At 64.7% G+C, this 22,853-nt stretch carries 22 protein-coding genes; 12 read left to right on the forward strand and 10 right to left on the reverse strand.

Annotated elements, in window-relative coordinates; genetic code table 11:
* Positions 1-12: 12 nt before the first annotated feature.
* From B6V72_RS11640 to B6V72_RS11665, 6 genes are all read left to right on the forward strand, one after another.
* Complete coding sequence (locus tag B6V72_RS11640; RefSeq protein WP_088735640.1) at positions 13-1,332, forward strand: NAD(P)-binding domain-containing protein; 1,320 nt, start codon at positions 13-15, stop codon at positions 1,330-1,332.
* Complete coding sequence (locus B6V72_RS11645) at positions 1,329-2,231, forward strand: bile acid:sodium symporter family protein (RefSeq protein ID WP_088735641.1); 903 nt, start codon at positions 1,329-1,331, stop codon at positions 2,229-2,231. The genes B6V72_RS11640 and B6V72_RS11645 overlap by 4 nt, the downstream gene beginning before the upstream one ends.
* Positions 2,228-3,166 carry an SDR family oxidoreductase gene (locus B6V72_RS11650; protein WP_088735642.1) on the forward strand — a complete coding sequence of 313 codons (939 nt, stop codon included), beginning with the start codon at positions 2,228-2,230 and terminating at the stop codon, positions 3,164-3,166. Before B6V72_RS11645 ends, B6V72_RS11650 begins: the two co-directional genes overlap by 4 nt.
* On the forward strand, positions 3,163-3,933 hold the full coding sequence (locus tag B6V72_RS11655; RefSeq protein ID WP_088718792.1) for an SDR family NAD(P)-dependent oxidoreductase: 771 nt from the start codon (positions 3,163-3,165) through the stop codon (positions 3,931-3,933). The genes B6V72_RS11650 and B6V72_RS11655 overlap by 4 nt, the downstream gene beginning before the upstream one ends.
* Positions 3,934-4,131: 198 nt before the next feature.
* Positions 4,132-5,157 carry a permease gene (locus B6V72_RS11660; RefSeq protein WP_088735643.1) on the forward strand — a complete coding sequence of 342 codons (1,026 nt, stop codon included), beginning with the start codon at positions 4,132-4,134 and terminating at the stop codon, positions 5,155-5,157.
* An 11-nt stretch (positions 5,158-5,168) separates the two neighbouring features.
* Positions 5,169-5,405 (forward strand): thioredoxin family protein, encoded by a 237-nt coding sequence (locus B6V72_RS11665; protein ID WP_088735644.1) that lies wholly within the window; start codon positions 5,169-5,171, stop codon positions 5,403-5,405.
* Between the two features lie 84 nt (positions 5,406-5,489).
* Here the strand turns inward: B6V72_RS11665 and dctP are convergent, their stop codons facing one another.
* From dctP to B6V72_RS11695, 6 genes are all read right to left on the reverse strand, one after another.
* Positions 5,490-6,560: a TRAP transporter substrate-binding protein DctP gene (gene dctP / locus B6V72_RS11670; protein WP_088725007.1), complete on the reverse strand. Its 1,071-nt coding sequence runs from the start codon at positions 6,558-6,560 to the stop codon at positions 5,490-5,492.
* 30 nt (positions 6,561-6,590) lie between these two features.
* Complete coding sequence (locus B6V72_RS11675; protein WP_075774653.1) at positions 6,591-7,880, reverse strand: TRAP transporter large permease; 1,290 nt, start codon at positions 7,878-7,880, stop codon at positions 6,591-6,593.
* Positions 7,880-8,467: a TRAP transporter small permease subunit gene (locus tag B6V72_RS11680; RefSeq protein WP_075774652.1), complete on the reverse strand. Its 588-nt coding sequence runs from the start codon at positions 8,465-8,467 to the stop codon at positions 7,880-7,882. Before B6V72_RS11680 ends, B6V72_RS11675 begins: the two co-directional genes overlap by 1 nt.
* Before the next feature lie 81 nt (positions 8,468-8,548).
* Positions 8,549-9,067: a flavin reductase family protein gene (locus B6V72_RS11685; RefSeq protein WP_075774753.1), complete on the reverse strand. Its 519-nt coding sequence runs from the start codon at positions 9,065-9,067 to the stop codon at positions 8,549-8,551.
* Entirely contained in the window at positions 9,067-9,957 is an 891-nt protein-coding gene (locus B6V72_RS11690; protein WP_088735645.1) for an aldo/keto reductase, read from the reverse strand. Before B6V72_RS11690 ends, B6V72_RS11685 begins: the two co-directional genes overlap by 1 nt.
* Entirely contained in the window at positions 9,957-11,111 is a 1,155-nt protein-coding gene (locus tag B6V72_RS11695; protein WP_075774650.1) for an LLM class flavin-dependent oxidoreductase, read from the reverse strand. Before B6V72_RS11695 ends, B6V72_RS11690 begins: the two co-directional genes overlap by 1 nt.
* A gap of 92 nt (positions 11,112-11,203) precedes the next feature.
* On the opposite strand from B6V72_RS11695, the gene B6V72_RS11700 reads away from it, so the two are divergent.
* The 3 genes from B6V72_RS11700 to B6V72_RS11710 all read left to right on the forward strand — a co-directional run bounded on the left by B6V72_RS11700 (position 11,204) and on the right by B6V72_RS11710 (position 14,079).
* A complete protein-coding gene (locus tag B6V72_RS11700; RefSeq protein WP_088718798.1) occupies positions 11,204-11,920 on the forward strand; it encodes a GntR family transcriptional regulator in 717 nt (238 codons plus the stop codon).
* 10 nt (positions 11,921-11,930) lie between these two features.
* Positions 11,931-13,055 carry a Gfo/Idh/MocA family oxidoreductase gene (locus B6V72_RS11705; RefSeq protein WP_088735646.1) on the forward strand — a complete coding sequence of 375 codons (1,125 nt, stop codon included), beginning with the start codon at positions 11,931-11,933 and terminating at the stop codon, positions 13,053-13,055.
* A gap of 328 nt (positions 13,056-13,383) precedes the next feature.
* Positions 13,384-14,079, forward strand: coding sequence for an SDR family NAD(P)-dependent oxidoreductase (locus B6V72_RS11710; RefSeq protein ID WP_088721695.1), 696 nt, complete (start codon positions 13,384-13,386; stop codon positions 14,077-14,079).
* 12 nt (positions 14,080-14,091) lie between these two features.
* Here B6V72_RS11710 and B6V72_RS11715 read toward each other — a convergent pair whose 3' ends face one another.
* Both B6V72_RS11715 and yghX read right to left on the reverse strand, forming a co-directional pair.
* Positions 14,092-15,768, reverse strand: a complete 1,677-nt coding sequence (locus B6V72_RS11715; RefSeq protein ID WP_088735647.1) for a thiamine pyrophosphate-dependent enzyme — start codon at positions 15,766-15,768, stop codon at positions 14,092-14,094.
* A gap of 110 nt (positions 15,769-15,878) precedes the next feature.
* Positions 15,879-16,793, reverse strand: coding sequence for a YghX family hydrolase (gene yghX / locus B6V72_RS11720; RefSeq protein WP_088735648.1), 915 nt, complete (start codon positions 16,791-16,793; stop codon positions 15,879-15,881).
* A gap of 259 nt (positions 16,794-17,052) precedes the next feature.
* On the opposite strand from yghX, the gene B6V72_RS11725 reads away from it, so the two are divergent.
* On the forward strand, positions 17,053-18,192 hold the full coding sequence (locus B6V72_RS11725) for an HlyD family efflux transporter periplasmic adaptor subunit (protein ID WP_088735649.1): 1,140 nt from the start codon (positions 17,053-17,055) through the stop codon (positions 18,190-18,192).
* A gap of 12 nt (positions 18,193-18,204) precedes the next feature.
* Positions 18,205-20,193 carry a cellulose synthase catalytic subunit gene (locus B6V72_RS11730; protein WP_088735650.1) on the forward strand — a complete coding sequence of 663 codons (1,989 nt, stop codon included), beginning with the start codon at positions 18,205-18,207 and terminating at the stop codon, positions 20,191-20,193.
* Between the two features lie 17 nt (positions 20,194-20,210).
* Here B6V72_RS11730 and B6V72_RS11735 read toward each other — a convergent pair whose 3' ends face one another.
* A complete protein-coding gene (locus B6V72_RS11735; RefSeq protein ID WP_088735651.1) occupies positions 20,211-20,789 on the reverse strand; it encodes a hypothetical protein in 579 nt (192 codons plus the stop codon).
* Positions 20,790-21,075: 286 nt separating this feature from the next.
* On the opposite strand from B6V72_RS11735, the gene B6V72_RS11740 reads away from it, so the two are divergent.
* On the forward strand, positions 21,076-22,182 hold the full coding sequence (locus tag B6V72_RS11740) for a cache domain-containing protein (RefSeq protein ID WP_168173045.1): 1,107 nt from the start codon (positions 21,076-21,078) through the stop codon (positions 22,180-22,182).
* 56 nt (positions 22,183-22,238) lie between these two features.
* On the opposite strand, the gene B6V72_RS11745 is transcribed toward B6V72_RS11740, so the two are convergent.
* Positions 22,239-22,775 (reverse strand): PAS and helix-turn-helix domain-containing protein, encoded by a 537-nt coding sequence (locus B6V72_RS11745; RefSeq protein ID WP_088719385.1) that lies wholly within the window; start codon positions 22,773-22,775, stop codon positions 22,239-22,241.
* Positions 22,776-22,853: the final 78 nt, after the last annotated feature.

The raw sequence follows: 22,853 nt of genomic DNA on the forward strand, positions 1-22,853 counted from the left end.
AGGAGACGCAAGATGACAGATACGAGGGGCAGGTTCGCCCTGATCGGCGCGGGCCCGATGGGTCTGGCCGCGGCCAAGGTGCTGGGCGAACAAGGGGTAGACTATCAGGGGTTCGAACTGCACAGCGATGTGGGCGGGCTCTGGGATATCGAGGGCGCGCATTCGACGATGTATGAAAGCGCGCATCTGATTTCCTCGAAGCGGATGACGGAATTCACCGATTTCCCGATGCGCGATGAGGTGGCGGAATATCCCAGCCACCGCGAGATGGCGCAGTATTTCCGCGATTTCGCCGATCATTTCGACATTCGGCGCCATTACCGCTTCAACGCCAAGGTGACGAAGGTTGAACCGCTGGGAGGCGATGGCGAAGGCTGGCGGGTCGGTTGGCGCGATAGCGAGGGCGAGCATTCCGAGATTTATGCGGGCGTGCTGATCGCCAATGGCACGCTCTCCGAACCGAACATGCCGGAGTTCCCCGGCCAGTTCGACGGCGAGTTGATCCACTCCTCGGCCTATCGCGACCCGTCGCAATTCACCGGCAAGCGCGTGCTCGTCGTGGGCGCGGGTAATTCGGGCTGCGACATCGCGGTGGACGCGATCCATCACGGCAAAAGCTGCGATCTCTCGATGCGGCGCGGCTATTACTTCGTGCCGAAATACGTCTTCGGCAAACCCGCCGACACGCTGGGCGGGGCGATCAAGCTGCCGATGTGGCTCAAGCGCAAGATCGACGGCGCGCTGCTGAAATGGTTCGTCGGCGATCCGCAGAAATACGGGTTTCCCAAGCCCGATTACAAACTCTACGAGAGCCATCCGATCGTGAACTCGCTGGTGCTGTTCCACGCAGGTCACGGCGATCTGAAAGTGCGCGCGGATATCGAAAGGCTCGACGGCAAAACGGTGCACTTCAAGGATGGCGCGCAGGCCGAGTATGACATGATCCTCGCGGCCACCGGCTACAAGCTGCACTACCCCTTCATCGCGCCGGAGCTGCTGAACTGGCAAGGCGACGCACCGCATCTGTACCTTAACGCGATGCACCCCAAGCGCGACGATCTCTTCGTGCTGGGAATGCTCGAGGCGAGCGGGCTTGGCTGGCAGGGCCGTCACGAACAAGCCGAGATGGTGGCGCGCTACATTCGCGGGCTGCGCGAGGGATCGGAGGCCGCGAAGCGCCTGCAGGCGAAGAAGGCCGAGGGGTTCGAGCGTGCGACCGGCGGCATGGCCTATCTCAAGCTCGCGCGGATGGCTTATTACGTGGACGAGGCGACCTATCGCAAGGCGGTCACCGGCTGGATCAAGGCGCTCGGCGGGAAGGCCCCGGCATGACCGGGCTCGACGCGGTCCGGCTGAATTTCAGCCCCGGCGCCCTGCATCTGCTCAACGCGATCCTCGGCATCGTCATGTTCTCGGTCGCGATCGACCTCTCCCCCCGCGATTTCCGCCCGCTGGTGCGCAGGCCCTGGGCGCTGATCGTGGGGTTCACGTCGCAGTTTCTGGTGCTGCCCGCGCTGACCTTCGGGCTGGTGCTGGCGCTGCAGCCCAGCCCGTCGATTGCGCTCGGGCTGATCCTCGTCGCGGCTTGTCCCGGCGGGAATGTCTCGAACTTCTTCACCCATCGGGCGGGCGGGAACACGGCGCTGTCGGTCTCGCTGACCGCCTTCGCCACGGTGGCGGCGATCGTGCTGACGCCGCTCAATATCGCGTTCTGGGGCAGCCTTTACGCCCCGACGCGCGCGCTGCTGCACGAGACCCATATCGACCCGGTGAGCGTGGCGATCACCGTGGGTGTCATGCTGCTGTTGCCGCTGATCGCCGGGATCGCGCTGAACCATTACCGCTACGATCTGACGACCCGCATTCGTGATCCGCTGAAATGGGTGTCGATGGCGATTTTCGGGGCTTTCGTGGCGCTCTCGCTCAGCGCCAACTGGCAGTATTTCGTGCAATTCGTCGGGCTGATCGCAGGGATGGTGGTGCTGCACAACGCACTGGCCTTCGCGGGCGGCTATGGCACCGCGACGCTGGCGCGGCTTTCGCCCTTCGACCGGCGCGCGATCACTATCGAGACGGGTATCCAGAATTCAGGTCTCGGCCTCGTGCTGATATTCGCCTTCTTCGGAGGTTTGGGCGGCATGGCAATCGTCGCGGCTTTCTGGGGCATCTGGCACATCATCGCGGGCTTCGCGATCTCGACATTCATGAGACGAAAGGAGGCCGCGCGATGACCCGGATCCTGATTACTGGTGCGGGCGGCATGATCGGCCGCGTGCTGACCGCCGAACTCGCCGAAAGTGGCCACGAGGTCATCGCGACCGATCTGGCATCCCCCGAGACCCTGCCTAAAGCCGTGCGCTTCGTGGCGATGGACGTCACCACCGACGCCCCCGGCAAGGTCATCGCGCGCGAACGGCCAGAGGTGATCGTGCATCTCGCCTCCATCGTGACGCCCGGTCCCGGCATGGGGCGTGAGCTAGCCTACCGCGTCGATGTGGAGGGCACGCGCAAGGTGCTCGCGGCTGCGCTTTCGGTCGGGGTTCGGCGACTTGTCGTGACCTCCTCGGGCGCGGCCTATGGCTATCACGCCGACAACCCCGTGCCGCTGCGCGAAAGCGATCCGGTGCGCGGCAATCCCGAGTTCGCCTATGCCGATCACAAGCGGCAGGTCGAGGAGATGCTGGCCGAAGCGCGCGCCACCCACCCTGCCCTCGAGCAGGTCGTGCTGCGGGTTGGAACGGTTCTTGGGAAGGGCACCGACAACCAGATCACCGCGCTGTTTCGCAAGCCGCGCCTGCTCGCGATCCGGGGTTGCGAGAGCCCTTTCGTCTTCATCTGGACCCGCGATCTGGCGCGCATCCTTATACGTGCCGCGACCGATGGCCCGCCTGGCATCTTCAACGTCGCGGGAGACGGCGCACTGGGCGTCACCGACCTCGCAAGACGTCTGGGCAAACCGGTGCGCCGCCTGCCCGCGCTCGGCATCAAGGCCGCGCTTGCCATCGCCCATCCGCTGGGCCTGAGCCGCTACGGGCCCGAACAGGTGCGCTTTCTGCAATACCGCCCCGTCCTTGCGAACGACGCATTGAAGGAAGTCTTCGGCTACACGCCAGAGCTGACCAGCGCCGAAGTCTTTGACCTCTGGGCGCGCGAGGCCGGGCTATGAGCGCGCGCGTCGCGGTAATCTCGGGCGGCGCCGGGGGGCTTGGGCAGGCGCTCTCGGCGGGGCTGCGCGCCGAGGGCTGGCAGGTCGTGCTGCTCGACCGGGATATCTCGGGCCTTACCGCCGCGCCGAATGAAGAGGCCATCGCCTGCGATCTGACCGATCCGGCGCAACTGGAGACAGCCTGCGATGACATCCGCGCACGTCACCCCCGGATCGAGCTCGCGATCTACAACGCGGGCGTCACCCAGATCGGGCCGTTCTCCGAGCTGAGCGAGGCCGCACATCGCAAGGTCTTCGAAATCAACTATTTCGCGGCAACCGCGATGGCGCGGCATTTCCTCGAACCGCTGCGGGAAAGCCACGGCACGCATCTGGCGATTTCTTCGGTGGCGGGATTCTCGCCGCTCTATCACCGCACCGCCTATGCCGCGTCGAAACATGCGTTGGAAGGGTTCTTCAAATCGTTGCGTTCGGAGGAGGCCCCTCACGGCGTGCGCGTGCAGATCGCAGCCCCCTCCTTCGTGGCGACAAATCTAGACCGGGCCGAGCGGCAATCAGACGGCATCGCACGTCCCGGAGCGGCTGCGGACGGGGTGGATTACATGACGCCCGAGGCTGCCGCGCAGGTGATCCTCGCCGGGCTGAAGCGCAACCGCCCGATGATCCCGGTAGGCCGCGTCGCGCGGCTCGCGTGGTGGATCAACCGCGCCTCGCCCGGGCTGTTCCAGCGGCTCATGGAGCGTAACATCGCGCGCGATCCTTCCTGACTTCCGCAGCCGCGACCTTTCGCAGCAGGACATGAGAAATTGCGCCCAACTTGATCGAGCGCATTGAAGCGACCCGTGCCCCCGGCGCTAATCTGCCCGTGATGAGGCACCGGGTCGCGTTTTGCGCCCCCCTCACCGAACGAGCTTCAAGGGGAACGCGACATGAGTGTGACACAGCATGAAACCCCGCATGGCGGGATGCCCGGCTGGGCGTGGAGCGTGGTCGTCGCGGCAGGCCTCGTTGCGTGGTGGGGGATCTACCGCCAGCTCCCGGCCCTCTCCGAATGGATCGTCTCGTTGCTGCCGGTCGCCCGCGACACGCATACTCGCGAGGCGCTGGCCTTCTTCTTCTACGACGTCCCGAAAGTGATGATGCTGCTAACGCTGATCGTCTTCGCGATGGGGGTCGTGCGCAGCTTCTTCAGCCCGGAAAAAACCCGCGCGCTTCTCTCGGGCAAGCGCGAGGGCGTCGGCAATGTGATGGCGGCGGGCTTGGGCGTCTTGACGCCGTTCTGCTCCTGCTCGGCGGTGCCGCTCTTCATCGGCTTCGTCTCCGCGGGCATTCCGCTGGGCGTCACCTTTTCGTTCCTGATCGCAGCCCCGATGGTCAACGAAGTGGCGCTGATCCTGCTCATCGGCCTCGTCGGCTGGCCCGTGGCGCTGGTCTATCTCGGCTTCGGCCTCGCCATCGCGATCGTCGCGGGCTGGGTGATCGGCAGGCTCCATGTCGAGGGCTGGCTGCAGGACTGGGTGCGCGACATCCATTCCGGCGCGACCACCCCGGGCGCGGTCGAGAGCGACGAACTAAGTATGACCGACCGCTATCGCCTTGGCCTCGAGGCGGTGCGCGAGATCTTCTCCAGGGTCTGGATCTGGATCATCATCGGTATCGCGATGGGCGCGCTGATCCACGGCTATGTGCCGCAAGACCTGATGGTGCGTATCATGGGTTCGGGCACGTGGTGGTCGGTGCCCGCGGCGGTGCTGATGGGCGTACCGATGTACACCAACGCCGCTGGCGTCATCCCGATCGTCGAGGCGCTTCTGGGCAAGGGCGCGGCGCTCGGCACGGTTCTGGCCTTCATGATGTCGGTGATCGCGCTGTCGATGCCCGAGATGATCATCCTGCGTCAGGTCCTGAAACTGCGCCTGATCGCGGTGTTCATCGGGGTCGTCGCCAGCGGGATCCTTGCCGTCGGCTTCCTGTTCAACGCATTGTTCTAAGGAGAAAAGATATGAAGGACGTCAAGGTTTACGGCCCCGGCTGCAAGCGCTGCGAAAAGACCGAGGAGTTGGTCAAGGCAGCGGCCGCCAAGCTCGGCATCGAGGTGTCGGTCGAGAAGGTTACCGACCCCCGTGCGATCGCCATGGCAGGCGTGATGTCGACCCCCGGCGTCTCGGTCGACGGGAAGCTGGTGCATACGGGCGGCCTGCCGGATAGCGGCAAGCTCGAGCGGTGGCTATCGGCCTGAGCGAACCCTACCCCACCGAAAGTTAGCCAAAAAGAAGACCCCGCGCCGGGTGGCGCGGGGTCTCTCATTTCAAAGCGCGAAGGCTCAGTTCAGTTCGCTCGCGCGCTCGGCATCGACCGTCTTCGAAGCCTCGTCGACCGCGGATTGCAGGTCGTCGAACACTTCGCCACCGTTCTGGACGTTGTCCTTGAACCAGCCATAGACCGGCTGCGCCGCATCCTGGAACTGCTGTTTCTGCTCGGGCGTCGGCACGTAGATCTCGCCGCCGTCCTTCTTGAACTCCTCATAGGCGGCGATCGACTTGCGCTTGGGCGAAGCGAAGGTCGCCTGCTGGAGCGCCGCGAACCCGTCCACGATCACGCGCTGCATGTCGGGCGACATGTCCTTGAACTTCTGGTTGTTCATCCACCACAGCGCCGCCATGTAGGCATGCCCGTCGAGCGTGACGTATTTCAGCCCGGCCTCGGGGAATTTCATGTTCATGATGTCGGTGATGCCGTTCTTGGTGCCGTCCACGACGCCGGTCTGCAGCGCGGTGAACAGTTCCGGCCACGGGATCGGGGTCGGCGAGGCACCCATCGCTTTCACCAGTTCCTGCGGCAGGTCGGCGACGATGGTGCGGATCTTCATGCCTTTCAGATCCTCGGGCGTTTTCACCGTGTGCTTGGTGTTGGCGAAGTTGCGCCAGCCGCCGGTGTTTCCGATCGTCATCAGGCGGATCATGTTGTCGCTGTCCGCCAGCGCCATCTTGCGCAGCTGCGAGGTGAAGTCGGTATGGGTCAGCACCTCTTCGGCAACCCGGTCGTTCGGCATCAGATACGGCAGGTCAAGCACCTGCACATAGGGGAAGATCCCCGCAGCCCCGCCCGAGGTCGAGATGTAGATGTCGAGCGAGCCATCCGCGATGCCCTGCAGACACTCTGCCCCGTTCGAGCACAGCTGCGTGCCGATGAAGAGGTCGACCTTGATCTTCCCGTTCGAGGCGTTCTCGACATAGTTCTTGAACACGACGAGACCGTCGTAATCCTCGTCATTCGTGTTCGAGTTGGCGACCGCGCGCAGCGTGATCGTATCGTCCTGAGCTTGTGCGGCCATGCCGAGCCCCGAGGCCAGAACGGCCCCCAGCGCAAGCGATTTCACGAAAGTTCTGAGCATCATTTCCTCCCTATATGCTTCAGTATCGTTTTAGTTGGCGAACCCCGTCAGACGGGGAATGGTCATCGAAATCGCGGGGAAGTAGGTGATCAGGAAGATCACGGCCACTTCGACCGCGAGGAACGGCAGGATCGCACGGGCGATGGTCTCCACCCGTTCCTTCGACACCGCGGCGGCCACGAACAGCACCAGCCCCATCGGCGGCGTGGCGAGCCCCACGGTCAGGTTCACGCTCATGATGATCGCGAAATGAATCGGATCGACCCCGAGCCCGGTGAAGATCGGCGCGAGGATCGGCCCCAGCACGATGATCGCCGGGCCCGCGTCGAGGAACATCCCGACGATGAACAGCAGGATGTTGATCAGGAACAGCAGGATCAGCGGGTTCTGCGACAGGCCGAGGATGAACTCCGCCAGCGCTTCGGGGGCGTGCGACAGGCTGACGACCGTCTTGAACGCCATCGCCGCGCCCACGAGCAGCAGCACCACCGAGGACGTCAGCCCCGCCCGCATCAGGATATGCGGCAGGTCGCTCCAGCGCAGCGTGCGCAGGATGAAGAGGCCGACGATCAGCGCGTAGGCCACGGCGATCGCGGCGGCCTCGGTCGGGGTGAAGACGCCGCCCAAGATACCGCCCAGAATGATGACCGGCGTCATCAGCGGGAAGAAGGCGCGCAAACTCGCCTGTCCCCGCTCGGGCCATGTGTGTTTCTTCGAGGCGGGCGGAAACCCGTGTTTGTTGGCCATGAACTTGACCATCACCATCAGCCCGACACCGACCAGAACGCCAGGCACGATCCCCGCAAGGAAAAGCGCCGCGACCGACTGGCCCATCACATAGGCATAGATGATCATAATGCCCGAAGGCGGGATGATCGGCCCGATCACCGAACTGGCCGCGGTGATCGCAGCGGCGAATTTACGGGTGTAGCCCTGCTGCTCCATCGCCGGAATCAGCATAGAGCCCAGCGCGGACGTATCGGCCACTGCCGAGCCCGAAAGCCCCGCGAACAGCATCGAGGACAGGATATTCACATGCGCGAGGCCGCCGCGGAGATGGCCCATCATCGCCTCGGAGAACTCCACCAGACGGCGCGTGATGCCGCCCGAGTTCATCATCTCGCCGGCGAGCATGAAGAACGGGATGGCAAGCAGCGGGAAGCTGTCCATCCCGTTGTAGAGGTTGCGGTAAAGCAGCGCGAAGTCGCGCTCCTGCCCGTTCAGGAGCAGCATCGCGCCCGGGGCCGCGAGCAGCGCGAAGAAGATCGGGAAGCCGATCAGGATCAGGACGAGGAAAAGCGGAAGGAACCAGACCAGCATCACTCTGCCCCTCCAGCGATCGCGAGCACGGGCGGCAGCGGGTCGTCCCCGGTGCGCAGGGCCAGCAGGTTGCGCAGGATCAGCTCGATATTGACCAGCACCAGAAGCGCGAAGCCCACCACGAGCGAGGCCATCATCCAGCTGCGCGGCACACGGATCCAAGCGTCGAAGGCAAGGCTGTCGGGCACCCAGAGAGAGGCGGTCGCGAATTTGCCGCCAAAGCCGGTGATCCCGTCCCAGCCGAGTTTCAGCGCCGCGACCGAGACCATCAGCGAGAACACCAGAAGCACCAGCGTCAGGCCGCGCGCGACGAGCTTCGGCAGCATCGCCGCGAGCATGTCGATCGCCACGAACCCGCCCGAGCGGAAGGCCGAGGGCGCCATCAGCCCCCCCATCCAGAGCATGCAGAACCGCGCCGCCTCGTCAGGCCAGGGCAGCGCGTTGTTGAGCACGTAGCGAAACCAGATCTGGATCAGGATCGCGATGACCATCGCCGCCACGGCGACGACGCCCGCCCAGCGTCCGATCGCGAGCAGGATGTCGTTCAGCCGGACCAGAGGCCTGGCCAGGATTGTCAGCAGGGTCATGCGCGCGTTTCCTCCCTCGCGATCCCTTGAAGGCCCGGCGCCGCGCTCCTCCTGCGCGGCCCGGGCCGTATATGTGCCGTCTCAGTTCATCTCGATGCGCCGCACCTGGCCGCGGTAGAAGGCCAGCGCATCGCCATCGTCACGCATCACCGCGCGCTCGACCTGACCCAGCACCAGCAGGTGGTCGCCGCCCTCGTGACAGGCCACGCGGTGACATTCGAACCGCGCGAGGCAACCGTCGATCAGCGGCACGCCGTGATCGTTCAGGTGATAGGCGTGATCGAGCAGCGCGTGGGCGTTCTTCGTAGTCGCAAAGCAGAGATCGTCCTGATCGGCGGCGAGCACGTGGATCGCGTAATGCTCGGCCTTCTCGAAATGCACGAAACGTCGCGAATTGCGGTCCGGGGCCCAGATCACCAGCGGAGGATCGAGCGAGACCGAAGAGAAACTGTTCGCCGTGATCGCGACCGGGCCATTCTCGCTGGCGGCGGTCACGATGGTGATGCCTGTCGCGAAACGCCCGAAGGCGTCGCGCAGCAGGCGGGTGTTCTCGGGGCCCGGCACGAAGGTGCGCGGGGTAAACTGGCGGGTGGCGTTCATCATGGGACCTCCTGACCGAGTCCGGCCTCGTAGAGGCGGAACCACGTCTCCCTGTCGATCTGAACCTTCAAAGCATCGGAGAGCTTCGCGATGCGCTCGAGATTGTTGGTGCCCATCACCGGGATGATCCGCGCCGGATGGGCGAGCAGGAAAGCGGTCGCGACAGCTGCGCGATCAACGCCCTGCGCCTGTGCGATCTCGTCGAGCACCGCCTGCACAGGGCCCTCGCCTGTCATCAGCGCGCCGCCACCCAGCGGCGACCATGCCATCGGGGGTTGGGACTGACGCTGGTGGAAGGCCAGGTCGCCATTGGTGAAGGGCGCGAGGCAGCCGAGGCTGATCTCGATCTGGTTGGTCACGAGCGGCGTCTTCATCGCCGATTGCAGCAGTTCCCAGTCCCAGGGGCGGAAGTTCGACACGCCCACCGCACGCACCTTGCCCAAGGCTACGAGATCATCGAGCACTGCGCCTGTCTCGTGATGATCCATCAGCGGATCGGGGCGGTGGATCAGCAGCAGATCGATCCGGTCGGTGGCAAGCTCCCGCAGCGAGGTCTCGACCGAGGCTTCGATATGCGCGCGCGAGGTATCGTAGTGCTTCACCTTGCGGTGGGAATGACGCCCCGCCGAGACGATGATGTCGCATTTCGTGACGATTTCCATCTGATCGCGCAGCGACGGGTCCTCGCGCATCGCCGCGCCGAAGATGCCCTCCGCCGTGTAGCCGCCATAGATGTCGGCATGGTCGAAGGTGGTGATCCCCTGCTCCAGACAGGCGTCGATCTTGGCGCGCACATGGGCGGGCGAGGTATCGGCATCGTCGCCGAGGCGCCACATGCCATAGACGATCCGGCTGAGCGCCACGTCGGAGGTGAGGTCGATCTTTTCCATTAACGGCGTTCCCCTTCTGCGAGCGGTGTTGCGGGCGGTCCCATCGGGACGCGGCCATAGACTTCGGGCAGCGAGACCGTGTCGAGATGCGGCATCACGAGACGGCCGAACTGGCGGGCCTCGTCGATATGCGGATAGCCCGAGAGGATGAAGGCGCGAATGCCCATCTTGCGATATTCCTCGAGCTTCGTGAGCACCTGATCGGCCGAACCCACCAGCGCCGCACCGCAGCCAGAGCGCGCGCGCCCGACCCCGGTCCAGAGGTTCGGCTCGACATAGCCGCTCTCATCCGCGATCTCGCGGTTGCGCGCCTGTTTCGACACGCCGAGCGAGCTTGCATCATGCGCCCGCTCGCGGATCTTGCGACCTTCCTCGTCATCGAGCTTGGACACCAGCTCCTGCGCGTATTCCTTCGCCTCGGCCTCGGTGTCGCGCACGATCACATGGACCCGCAGCCCGTAATCGAGCACACGGCCATGACGCTCGGCGGCCTCGTTGACGACCTTCATCCGGCCTTCCAGCTCTTCCTTGGTCTCGGGCCACATCAGGTAGACGTCGCAATGCTCTGCGCAAAGCTCGACCGCCGCCGGGGAATAGCCCCCGAAATAAAGGAGCGGGCCGCCCTGCTGATAAGGCTTCGCCGGGTCGGTGGTGAGGCCTTTGAAATTGTAGATCTGACCTTCGTAATTGATCTCGTCGCGGGTCCATGCCTGTTTGAGGATCTCCACCACTTCGCGCGAGCGCTGGTAGCGGAATTCGCTCTCTTCCTTCTCGCCCGGGAAATCGGACGAGATGATGTTCACCGTCAGACGCCCCTCGAGCATGTGGTCGAGCGTGGCGATGGTCCGCGCCAGCATGATCGGTTGCATCTCCCCGCAGCGCACGGCGGCGAGGAAATTCATCCGGTTCGTGATCTGGCTGGCGCCAGCGACGAAGCTCAGCGTGTCTTGGCCCACCTGATAGCTCGACGGGCACAGGATGTTGCGGAACCCCTGCCGCTCGGCTTCGCGCACGATGTCGGAGCAATGCGCCCAGCTGGAGCGCAGATCGCCTTCGGGCTGGCCCAGATAGCGATAATCATCCGAGCAAAGCGCCGAGAACCAGGACACCTCCGCGGCATCGAGATCGGCCGATCTTACCGGCACAACAGTCATGCGTTCCTCCCTCGCGATTCCCGTTCGATTTCCCTTCACTTAGCAGCCGCCTTGATATAGATCAATACTGTATCAATTTTTGGGGCGACCAAGTGACACAGGCAAATCAAGGGTCAGAGCGCACCGGACTGCCGATCTATCAGCAGATTTCCGAGATGCTGATTCGAGATATCGCGGCGGGACGACTCACCGACGGGGAGCGCCTGCCCCCGGAACGAACGATGTCCGCGCAGCTGAAGATCGCAGTGGGGACGTTGCGGCGCGCGCTGGAGGATCTCGAGGAGAAAGGCTTGCTGGAGCGTGTGCAAGGCTCGGGCAATTACATCCGCACCCGCAACCTGCGCGACCATTTCTACTCCATGCTGCGGATCGAACTGCTCTCGGGCGGCGGCTTCCCGAATGCCCGCATCCTCTCGGTCGACGTGATGGACAAGCCCGCCGACCTGCCTGCCTTCGGCACAGCCTCGCGTGCGAGCCGGGTGCGCCGCCTGCGTTTCCTCGATGAGACGCCAGTCGCGGCGGAAGAAATCTGGCTCGACGCCTCGAAGGGCGAGGTGAAAGCCGAGGATCTCGAGGACTCGCTTTACGCCTACTACCAACGCGCGCTCGGTTTCTGGATCGCGAGCGCCGAAGACCGGGTCAGCTTCGCCCCGATGCCGGACTGGGGGCCGTCGGAGCTCGACTGCCGCCCCGGTGAGACCGCTGGCTATATCGAGCGCTTCAGCTGGGCCGACGGGTCTGCCCCGGTCGAATTTTCGCGCACATGGTTCGACACCAGCCGCGCGCATTACGTTCAACGCATGAGATGAGGAGGCTCGGATGAGCGCCACCAAGACGGAACCCGTTCGCTACGGCATGATCGGCTGCGGCATGATGGGACAGGAACACCTGCGCAATATCGCACTGCTCGACGGGGCGGAGGTCGCGGCGATCTTCGAGCCCGACGCAGAGATGGCGCAGGCCGCGCAGACGCTCGCCCCGGGGGCGCAGATGGTGGCGTCGGTGGCGGAGCTTCTGGCGGTGGAGGCGCTCGACTGCCTCGTCATCACCAGCCCGAATTTCCGCCATCTCGAACAGCTCGAAGAAATCGCATCGACACGCCCGCTGCCGGTGCTCGTGGAAAAGCCGCTCTTCACCGACCCGACCCATGCCGAGCGGCTGCAAGCCTTCCGCGACAACTACCCCGCCCCGGTTTGGGTCGCGATGGAATATCGCTACATGCCGCCGATCGCCGCCTTCCTTGAGGAGGCCGAGGCAGCGACGGGCGGGATCACTATGCTAACGGTCCGCGAACACCGCTTCCCCTTCCTGTTCAAGGTCGGCAACTGGAACCGCTTCAATCGCTATACCGGCGGCACCTTCGTCGAGAAATGCTGCCACTTCTTCGACCTGATGCGCCTCGCGCTGAAGTCCGAGCCGGTGCGCGTCATGGCCTCGGCTCCTGCGCCGGTGAACCACGTCTCCGAGGACGGAGCACCCGACATCCTCGACGCGGGCTTCGCGATCGTCGAATTCGAGAACGGCGCGCGGGCGATGCTGGAACTGTGCATGTATGCCGAGGGCGCGCGCTATCAGGAGGAGGTCACCGCCGTCGGGCCCAACGGCAAGATCGAGGCGCTGGTGCCCGGCCCGACCCGCTTCTGGCCCGAGCATCTGGGTCTGCCGCCGGTACCGAAGCTGGTGATCTCGCCGCGCGATCCGAAGGGCCCGGTGGAGCGCGAGTTGCCCGTGCCCGAGGAATTGCTCGCCGCTGGCGATCACAACGGCTCCACCTATCACCAGCATGTCGGCTTCCTCGCTCTCGTGCGCGGGGAGCGCGCAGCACCCGAGGTCACGCTGGAAGATGGTTGGGCCGCGGTCGCGATCGGTCAGGCCGTGCAACGCTCGATCGAGACCGGCGAGGCCGTGCACTTCCCTGCGCAGCCTTGGCGCCGCGTGGCCTGAAGACAGAACGGTCAGCCGGGCCTGTACGCAGGGCGTGGGCGTGGCGCTGCTGACGGCGCGCCCGCGACCCCGCTGCAGGCAATCCTGCTGACCGATCATCTGCCGGTCGCCGCCACTGGCCGGGCCGCCTGCTGGTCTGTTCGATAACCGGGCTCGCCGGTTTCGGGGCCGTCTGCCCGATCGTGATCAGGCGCTCGCATCTTAAACTTTTCGGGTAAGCTGTCGCTGGCGCGGACGCGAGGCCCGGTTTGGGCCACTGTCGCACCGGACTATGTCATAGGGCATCCGCGGCGCGCGCGGGACCGAAACCGAGCAAGGAGGACAGGCCATGAGCAAGGCACAGGCGGTGATCATCGGGGTGGGCGACGGGCTTTCCGCCGCCGTGGCGCGGGAGCTTGCGCCCGATTATGATCTGACTCTCGCGGCCCGCAGCACCGTGCGGATGCAGGCGCTGGCCGAGGAAATCGGTGCGCGCACGGTGCAGCTGGACGCGACCGACGAGGCCGCCATCGCGGCGCTGTTCGACGCTCTGCCAGAGCCGCCGCGCGTCGTGGTCTACAACCCCTCGGGACGGGTGCGCGGCCCGGTTGCGGAGCTCGACGCCGAAGAGGTCCGCGCCGCCGTCGAGATCACTGCGATCGGGGCGTTTCTCACCGGCAAACACGCCGCGCGCCGGATGCTGACGGCGGAGCCCGCCGACGGCACTCGCGGCACGATCCTGTTCACCGGAGCGTCCGCCGGGGTGAAAGGATTCGCACGCTCCGCCCCCTTCGCGATGGGCAAATTCGCGCAACGCGGGCTGGCGGAGAGCATGGCGCGAGAGTTGCACCCCAAGGGTATCCATGTCGCCTGGGTGAATATCGACGGAATGATCCTCAACCCCGGTCGCAACGAGGCGCCGGACGAGCCCGGCTCGATGCTGCGCCCCGAGGCGATCGCGAAGACCTACCGCCAACTGATCGAGCAGGATCGCAGCGCCTGGACAAACGAGATCACGCTGCGCCCCTGGGTCGAGACGTTCTGAGGCGGCAGGCGCTCAGCGCCCCTTGCCCGCCTCCAGTGCCGCCGAACGCATCGCCGAGAGCGACTGGCGCGGGGTCAGCGCCTCGGGCGAGATCACGAGGTCCAGCACCGCGCCGGTCTCGGACGCCCGCGCACGTTCAAAGGCGGCGGCGAAATCCTCCGTCCGCTCGACCCGCTCGCCGTGGAAGCCATAGGCCTTCGCCAACGCCGCGAAATCCGGGTTCACCGCCATCGTCGTGCCCGACACGCGGGTCGGATAATTGCGCTCCTGATGGGCGCGGATCGTGCCGTAAATCCCGTTATTGAGGATCAGAATGATCGGCTGTGCGCCCGCCTGCGCGGCGGTGGCAAGCTCCTGCGAGGTCATCTGGAAATCGCCGTCGCCCGCGAAGCAGACCACGGTCCGCTCGGGCTGCGCCACCTTGGCGGCAATCGCGGCGGGCACCCCATAGCCCATCGCGCCCGATTGCGGCGCAAGCAGCGTGGCCTTCGGCCCGAAGCGGAAGAACCGCCCCGGCCAGACCGCGAAATTGCCCGCCCCGTTGGTCAGGATCATGTCCTCGGGCAGTTCCTCGCGCAGATAGGCGCAGACCTTGCCCATATCGACCGGCGAGGGCAGCTCCGGCAGATCGAAGCCAGCGTCATAGGCCGCCCGTCCCTCGGCGCGCCAATCGGCCCAGCCGCCTTTGACCGGGTCCATTGCGCCAAGTGCGGCGGCAAAGGCGTTCGGTCCGGCATGGATGCCAAGTTCGGGACGGTAGATCTTGCCGATCTCCAGATCTGAGCCGTGGACATGGATCAGCCGCTGCGCGGGCTGCGGCACATCCAAGAGCGTGTAGCCGTCGGTCGTATTCTCGCCAAAGCGTGCATTGATCGCGAGGATCACGTCGGCCTCGCGCATCAGACGCTTCACATGCGGCGCCATCCCGACGCCCGCATCGCCACAGAAAACGGGTGAATTATTGTCGAACTGGTCTTGATAGCGAAAGACCGAAAGCACAGGGATATCAGAAGCTTCCGCGAAGAACTTAATGGGCGACGTGCCGTCCCCGCGCCAGTTGCACCCACCGTAGAGGATCAAGGGACGCTCGGCCCCGGCGAGCATCTCGCGCAGTTCGCCCATCGCCGTCGGATCGGGCTGCGGCTCGGTGATCCGGACGGGCGCGCCAAGCGGCGCGGCCTCGGTCCTCGCGGTCAGCATGTCCTCGGGCAGCGCAACCACGACCGGGCCGGGCCGCCCGCTCACAGCCATCGTCCACGCCCGCGACAGAATTTCGGGGATACGTTCGACCCGGTCTATCTCGACCGCCCATTTCGCCATCGTCCCGAAAACCGCCTTGTAATCGAGCTCCTGAAACGCCTCGCGGCCCTTCATATCGGTGCCGACCTGCCCCACGAAGAGGATCATCGGTGCGGAATCCTGCATCGCGGTATGCACCCCGATCGAGGCATTGGTCGCCCCGGGGCCGCGCGTCACCATGCAGATGCCCGGCTCCCCGGTCAGCTTACCATATGCGGCGGCCATGAAACTCGCCCCGCCTTCCTGACGGCACAGCACGAAATCGAGCGTGCCTTGCGTGTCGTGCAGCGCATCGAGCACCGCGAGATAGCTTTCGCCCGGCACCCCGAACGCCTTGCGCGCACCGAGCCCTACGAGGCTCTCGACCAGAAGTTGACCACCGTTTCTCATGCGCGCGCCTCTCTCCCTCTTGTGCCGCTCCGCGCTTCGGCGCGGATCTGCGAGAGGCGTAGCACGCGCCAAATCCGAGCGCACCCCCGGCACGTCGCAAGCGCGGCAGATCACCCGGCGAGGTAGGTCCGGAACCACGCGATCATGCGCTCCTCTGCCAGCTTAGCGGCGGCCTCGTCGTAGCGCGGCGTCGTGTCGTTGTGGAACCCGTGGTTCACGCCCGGATAGATATAAGCCTCGTAGCGCTTGTCGTTTTCCTCGAGCGCCTTTTGATACTCGGGCCACATCGCATTGATGCGCTGATCGAGCGCGGCGAGTTGGATCAGTAGCGGCGCCTCGATCATTGCGACCTGTGCGCTGTCGGGCGCGGCCCCGTAGAACGACACGCCCGCGCCCATTTCCGGGTAGGCGACAGCGAGCTTGTTCACCACGCCCCCGCCATAGCAGAATCCGGTCGCGCCGACCTTGCCGTTGGTGCCGTCGAGCGTCTGGAGATACTCGAATCCCGCGAAGAAATCATTGAGCAGCGCCCCCTGATCGAGACTGCGCTGCATCTCGCGGCCCTCGTCGTCATTGCCCGGATAGCCGCCGAGAGAGGACAACCCATCGGGCCCCATCGCCACGAACCCCGCCTTGGCGAGCCTGCGAACGACGTCGCGGATATAGGGATTGAGGCCGCGGTTCTCGTGCACGACGAGGATAGCGGCCGGCGGATTGTCCGGGTCGATCTGCGTCGGGCGCACCAGATAGGCGGTGATCTCGCCGGTGCCATTCGGGCTGGGATAGGTTATGTCCTCGCCCTGAATGTCGGGATCGTCCTCGGCCACCTGCTGGGCGAGCGCGTAATTCGGCGCGAGCGCCCCGAGAATCGCGACGGCGGTCAGGCCACCCACCGCCCATTTCCCCGCGCGGTCGAGAAATTCCCGTTTCGAGATTTTGCCATAGACATAATAGTCATAAAGATCGAGAAGTTCCTGGTCGAAATCGGCCGCCGTCAAGCGACGCGCGTTGGCTGGGTCGGTCATGGATGAATCCTCCTCCTGAGAGGAAGAAGCATATCACGGACGCGTGAATTGCCCTCATCTTATTGACGGATAGTTCAGGCAAGGCGCCCGCCCAACGCCGCCGCTGCCGCCACCGCCAGCCGCATGGGCATAGCGCATAGATCACAGATCAAATTTCCCTATCGGCCTTGGGTTGCATCTTGCAATTACGTTACGTTTATAAGTTGTCTGGCGTCATCGCCCCGCCCCGCTGAAACGCGCATTCTCGAGGAGCCTCGAATTGAAAACGCTACGCCCCGTCATCGGCCTTGTCCTCGTCGCGGGCGCTCTGTGGGTCATCGTCGGAGAGCAGATGTCGGGCGTCAGTGCCGACGCCGTCGTCAATGCGCCCGTCGTCACCGTGCGCAGTAGCACTGCGGGCAAGCTTTCGATGCCGAAGCGCCCGCTCGGCGCGGATGTCGCCAAGGGCGAACGACTTGCCACTGTAGATGACAGCCTGCCCGACAGGACGCGGCTCGACGACCTGCGGATGGAGGTCGCGAACGCGCAGGCGACCGTCGATCGTATCGAGAGCGATCTCGACGCAAAACGGGCGCAACGCAAATCCTATGGCGAGCGCACCAAGATTTATCGCGAACATCGCATTGCCGAGATCGAGACCAAGCTGAAATTCGCCCGCGCGCGGCTCGACCGGCTCCAGCCGAAGGCGCAAGGCTCGGAGACGAGCGCGACCAAGGTTGCGCAGACCGCCCCGCCCGCCACCACGGACACCGCTCCTCTGATGCAGGCGCGCGAAGACGTGGCGCTGCTCGAAATTTCGCTCGACGCGGCCAAGTCGGGCGTCTTTCTCGGCGACGGCTATAACGACGCGCCGAGCTCCGAACAGCGCGGTGCCGATCTGGACGGGGCGATCGCCTCGCTCGAAGCGAACCTCACGGAGGCCCAGACCCGCCTCAAGACGCTGGAAGACCGCCGCGCGCAGGAACAGACGCGGGTGGCCACGATGTCCTCCAGCCATGTGACCTCGCCTGCGAACGGGATCTACTGGGAGACACTGCAGGCGGATGGCGTGACGGTGCAGCGGGGCGATCCGATCATGGAGCTTGTCGATTGCGACGTCCCGCTGGTGACCGCCTCGGTGAGCGAAGGGGTCTATAACAGCCTCAAGGTGGGCGATTCCGCGACGTTCAAACTGGCTTCGCGCGACAGGATTTACGACGCGACGGTCGCCCGGCTCGCAGGGAGTGGCGCGGCGGAGGTCTACCAGCATCTCGCGATCGCGCCGAACAAGGAACATCTCGAGCGTTACGACGTGACCCTTCTCGTCCCGGAACTGAAATCGGATCCCGATCTCGACTGTCCCGTGGGGCGGACCGGGCGGGTATTCTTCGAGCGCCGCCCCCTCGACTTCCTGCGCTGAGGGCGGGACGGCATGTTCTTCTATCCGCAACTGGGAGAGCTTGGCTCGGCGGCGATGCAGCTCATCCTCGTGGTGGGCATCACGGCCATCCTGCCGAGCTTCGTCAACACGCGGCGCAACTGGCACCGCACGGTCTTGCTGGGGATCAGCGCCGTTCTGGCGCTGCGCTATATCTGGTGGCGCGGAACCGAGACCCTCGCCCCGCCCGGCCTGACGCTGGACGCGCTGGCGAGCTGGTCGCTCTATGCACTCGAAGGTCTCACCATGATCGGCTCGCTCAGCGCCTTTCTGGTCCTGTCGCGGATCAAGCTGCGCAGCGAGGACGCGGATCGATACGTCAATCTCCCGACCGAGCGAGAGCCGCTCGTCGCGATCCTGATCGCCACCTATAACGAGGATCGCGACGTTCTCGAACGCACCATCGTGGGCGCGAAGTTCCTGCGTCACCGCAACAAGACGATCATCGTCTGCGACGACAGCCGCCGCGACTGGCTGCGCGATTTCTGCGAGGCCAAGGGCGTGCGCTACATGCGCCGGGCCGACAACGAAGGGCAGAAGGCGGGCAATATCAACCACGCGCTGGACCGGCTGGCCGAAGAAGAGGTGCAGCCCGACTTCGTCGCAATCCTCGATGCGGATTTCGTGCCCCATCGCGGCTTCATCTCACGCACGCTGGCGCTGTTTCACGACCCCGAAGTGGGGCTCGTGCAGACGCCGCAACACTTCTTCAACTCCGACCCGATCCAGCACAATTTCCGCCTCGACAGCTCCTATCCCGACGAGCAGCGTTTCTTCTTCGATCAGATGCAGCCGTCGCGCGACGGCTGGGGGATCGCCTTTTGTTGCGGCACCTCCTCGGTCTGCCGCTGGAGCGCGTTGCGCGAGATCGGCGGCTTTAACACCGAGAGCGTGACCGAGGATTTCATGCTGACGCTGGCGTTGCAGAACGCGGGCTGGCGCACCGTCTATCTGGCCGAGCCACTGACCGAGGGGCTCGCCCCGGAAGGGCTCAAGGAATACATCACCCAGCGCGCCCGCTGGTGCCTCGGCCTGATGCAGATCGCGCGCTCCTCGCTCGGACCGTTCTCGAAGAGCAACCTGCGCCTGCGCGACCGCTGGAGCGTGATCGACTCGATCCTCTATTGGACCACGACCTTCCCCTTCCGGATCGCGGCGATCTGCTATCCGCTGCTCTACTGGTATTTCAACATCACGGTGGTGAATGCGGGCCTCGCGGACGTACTGAGCTATTTCGGTGTCTACTACCTGTGGAGCCTGATGACGCTCAACATGCTCAGCCGCGGTATGGTCGTGCCGATCCTGAACGATGTCAGCCAATTGATCGGCGCGATCCCGATCGCTCGCGCCGCCTTCACAGGTCTGCTGCGCCCCCATGGCCACCCGTTCTCGGTGACCGCGAAAGGCGGGGATCGGTCGAAAGTCGTCGTGCAGTGGCGGATCATGATGCCCTTCCTGATCCTGCTTTTCCTGACGCTGGGCGGCCTTCTGATCGGGATCATCTGGGATCGCTTCGCCTATTTCGACGCGGGGGACGGTAAATGGGTGATCCTGTTCTGGACCATCTACAATCTGTTCCTGCTCGCCGCGACCTGTCGCGCCTGTGTTGAGCTGCCCCGGCGGGAAATCCATGTCGCGGACAAGCCCGAGCGGATTTCCTTCGACTCCGACGGCGTGGAATACTGGGTCTGGATGACCTCTTTCACGATGGACACGGTGCGCCTTCGCGGCCTGACCTTACCGGAACAGACCCGCGGCAAACTGACGATCGACCAGATCACCGGCCCGATCGAGTGCTACGTCATCGCGAAGACGCGGGACGGCGCGCGGTTGCAGCTGCTCCCGACCGAGGAGCAGCGCGAACAGCTATTCGTGCGCTTCTACGCGGAAGGCGACGAGCCCGGCGTCAGCCATGTCCGCCCGGGCGCCCTCCTGCACGACATCTACCGCCGTTTCCTGCCGAAATACTCGTCGGACGAGTGACCCCGCGACGGCAGGCATCAATAGGTGTTGATGGAAAGACCCACGAAGGCTTCCTTGGCGAAGGCCCGCCAGCCAGCCCGGATCGAGACCGGCCCGTCGCCGATTTTCTGGGTCACCGCAATCGTCCGCTCGGAATAAGTGTCGCTTCCCCCCGCCGAAAGCTCGAGCCCCAGACCGGAGCGATTCCCGGCCTGAAACAGCGCGAACCAATCCTGATCGATCGTGTTGTACTGGGCCAGCAGGAAGACATGCCCGAAACGAGTCGGCGAATAGTGCTCCAGTCCCGCCCGCACCCCGAGTCGCCAGTTATCGTCCGACAGCGTCCGCCCGATGCTGGGCCCGACCTTCAGCGTTCCGCTTCCCCCAAGCGCGAAGTCACGCGTCACCACGGCCCCGGTCGACCAGCCGCCCTCGTAATCAGAGAAATTCGCTCCGAAACTCACCTTGCCGCGCGATATCGCAAACACCGCATCGGAGGTGTTCGTCCCGAGATCGGCCTGCAAGAACGTCCCGTCTGCACGGGCGGGCGAGACCGGCCCCAGCGACAGTGTCAGCGACGTCGCGAGCGCGACGCTCAGCCAGTGAATCTTGTGCATTCTGCGAATCCTGTATAGCTCTGCCTGAGACCTTGGCGGCCTCCTCTGATTCCCCTTAACCTTAGGGAAACTCATGTTTTTCAGCGCCGTCCAATACGGGAACAACGCGTATCCTTCGATGGCGAGTGTTCGGCGTCGATTTGCGCTTTGCAAGCGGCCTGACCCCGGTCCCTCAAAAAGGTTCACAACAACAACCCGACACCACTTTCTCGCCGTAATTAACCATTAACTATGACTTATAGGCGTTCCCTCCTGTACATAACTTAGGATTGAAACGAGGATGACCATGCGTCGAAATCACAATCTCGGGGGCATTTTCCTGCGTACCGCTATGGCGATGGTACTTGTCGTGGCCGCGACTGCAGTCTTCGTCGCAAAGATCGTCTCGGACCGGGCCCACGAGTACCAGGTAGCTATCGAGCACAAATTGGTCCTCCGAGGCTCGGACGCGATCGCGCTCAGCTTCAACACGGCTTTGACGCGGGAATGGGACAGTATGCACGCCGTGGCGCGGGCCCTCGGTTCTGCAACGCAAGACGACATCGACAGGTTCATGGACGCCGTCTCGCGGACCGGCGGTCAGGTCGCCTGGGCAGGCTTCGCCGCGCCCGATGGCACGATCATCTCCGGCTCGAACGGCTATGACGTCGGCAAGAATGTCAGCTCCAAGCGGTGGTTCCGCGACGGCATACGCGTGCCGTCGATCGATTCCATCACCGAGGTGATCACCAATGCGCAGACCGGCGAGCCGGAGCGTTACCTGAACCTCTCGACCCCGGTGAAAGGCGCGAACGGACAGAAGGCCGGTGTGCTGGTCTACCGCGTGCGGATCGCGTGGGTGCGCAGTTTCCTGTTCGAAGCCAGCAAGGAGCTTGGCATCGACGTGGTCGTGCAGGACATCAACGGCGATACCGTGATCGACACCCGTCACCACGGCACCCCCCTCCCCGACAATCTGACATCGGGCGCGAGCCTGCGCAGCAAGTCCTCCGGCGTCTTCCACATCGTGGACGACAAGAACGGGGAAACCTATGCTTTCGCACCGAATTTCGTCGAGGACGAGCTGCCCAACTTCGGCTGGCGGGTCTTCGCGGTCCTGCGCCGCGACAACGTTTCGACCGATCTTCCGATGCTGACGCAGGTGACGCTGGCGACGGTCGCGGCGGCGGCGCTGTGCATGCTGATCGTGACGCTGGTCTTCCTCAAGCTGCTGCTGCGCCCGGTCGAGCGGCTCGCACGGGATGCCAAGAGCATCGCGGACGGCAATTACGTCTTCCCCGAAGAGGCGACAAGCTCGCGTGAGGCCGCCTCGTTGTCGAGCGCTCTCGCGATCATCCAGAGCAAGCTATCGCCCAAGAACGGCGTCCCACGGGAACCCAAACCCAATCCCTGACGAGGGAGCGAACTCGAAGGGGCGCTCGGGCGCCCCTTTTTCATCTGGAATTAGCCTTACAGCGGCAGCCCCGTCAGCCGCGCCACCAATTCGGCAGTGTTGCGCGCGCCGAGCTTGGCCTGCAGCCGCGCGCGATGCGCCTCTGCCGTGCGCGGCGACAGCTCCAGCACCCGCGCGATTTCCTTGTTGGTCTGCCCCTCGGCCAGAAGCGCTGCCACCTGCCGCTCTCGCGCCGTCAGATCGGCGACGGGGCGCGATTCCGAGAGATCCGCAAAGCTCCAGACCGCGCGCGCGAAAGGATCGTCCGGCGTCAGGGATTGCCCGCGCACCCGGCACCAGAACAGTGCCCCGTTCCGGCGCTGCATGATCCGCTCATCGGCATAGCGCCCGGTCTCACGCATCCGCCGCAACCCGATCTCGCCGATGCGCAGAAACTCCTCCTGCGACGGGTAGAGCACCGCGAGCGAGCGCTGCGGCAACTCGTCTTCGGCATAGCCGAAGGTTTCGCAAAACCGCGCGTTGCACCGCTCGATCACCCGATTGCGGGTGACCGCCAGCCCGACCGGCGCATGATCGAAGGCCAGCACCGCCATGTCATCGCTGTCCAGCAGGTCCTGCTCCATCCTCTTCTCCCGATAGCGTAGTTCTACGAATAGAGGTCGTGCCGCCCC

The sequence above is a fragment of the Thioclava sp. F34-6 genome, assembly GCF_002213235.1.
In the GTDB taxonomy this organism is placed as follows: domain Bacteria; phylum Pseudomonadota; class Alphaproteobacteria; order Rhodobacterales; family Rhodobacteraceae; genus Thioclava; species Thioclava nitratireducens.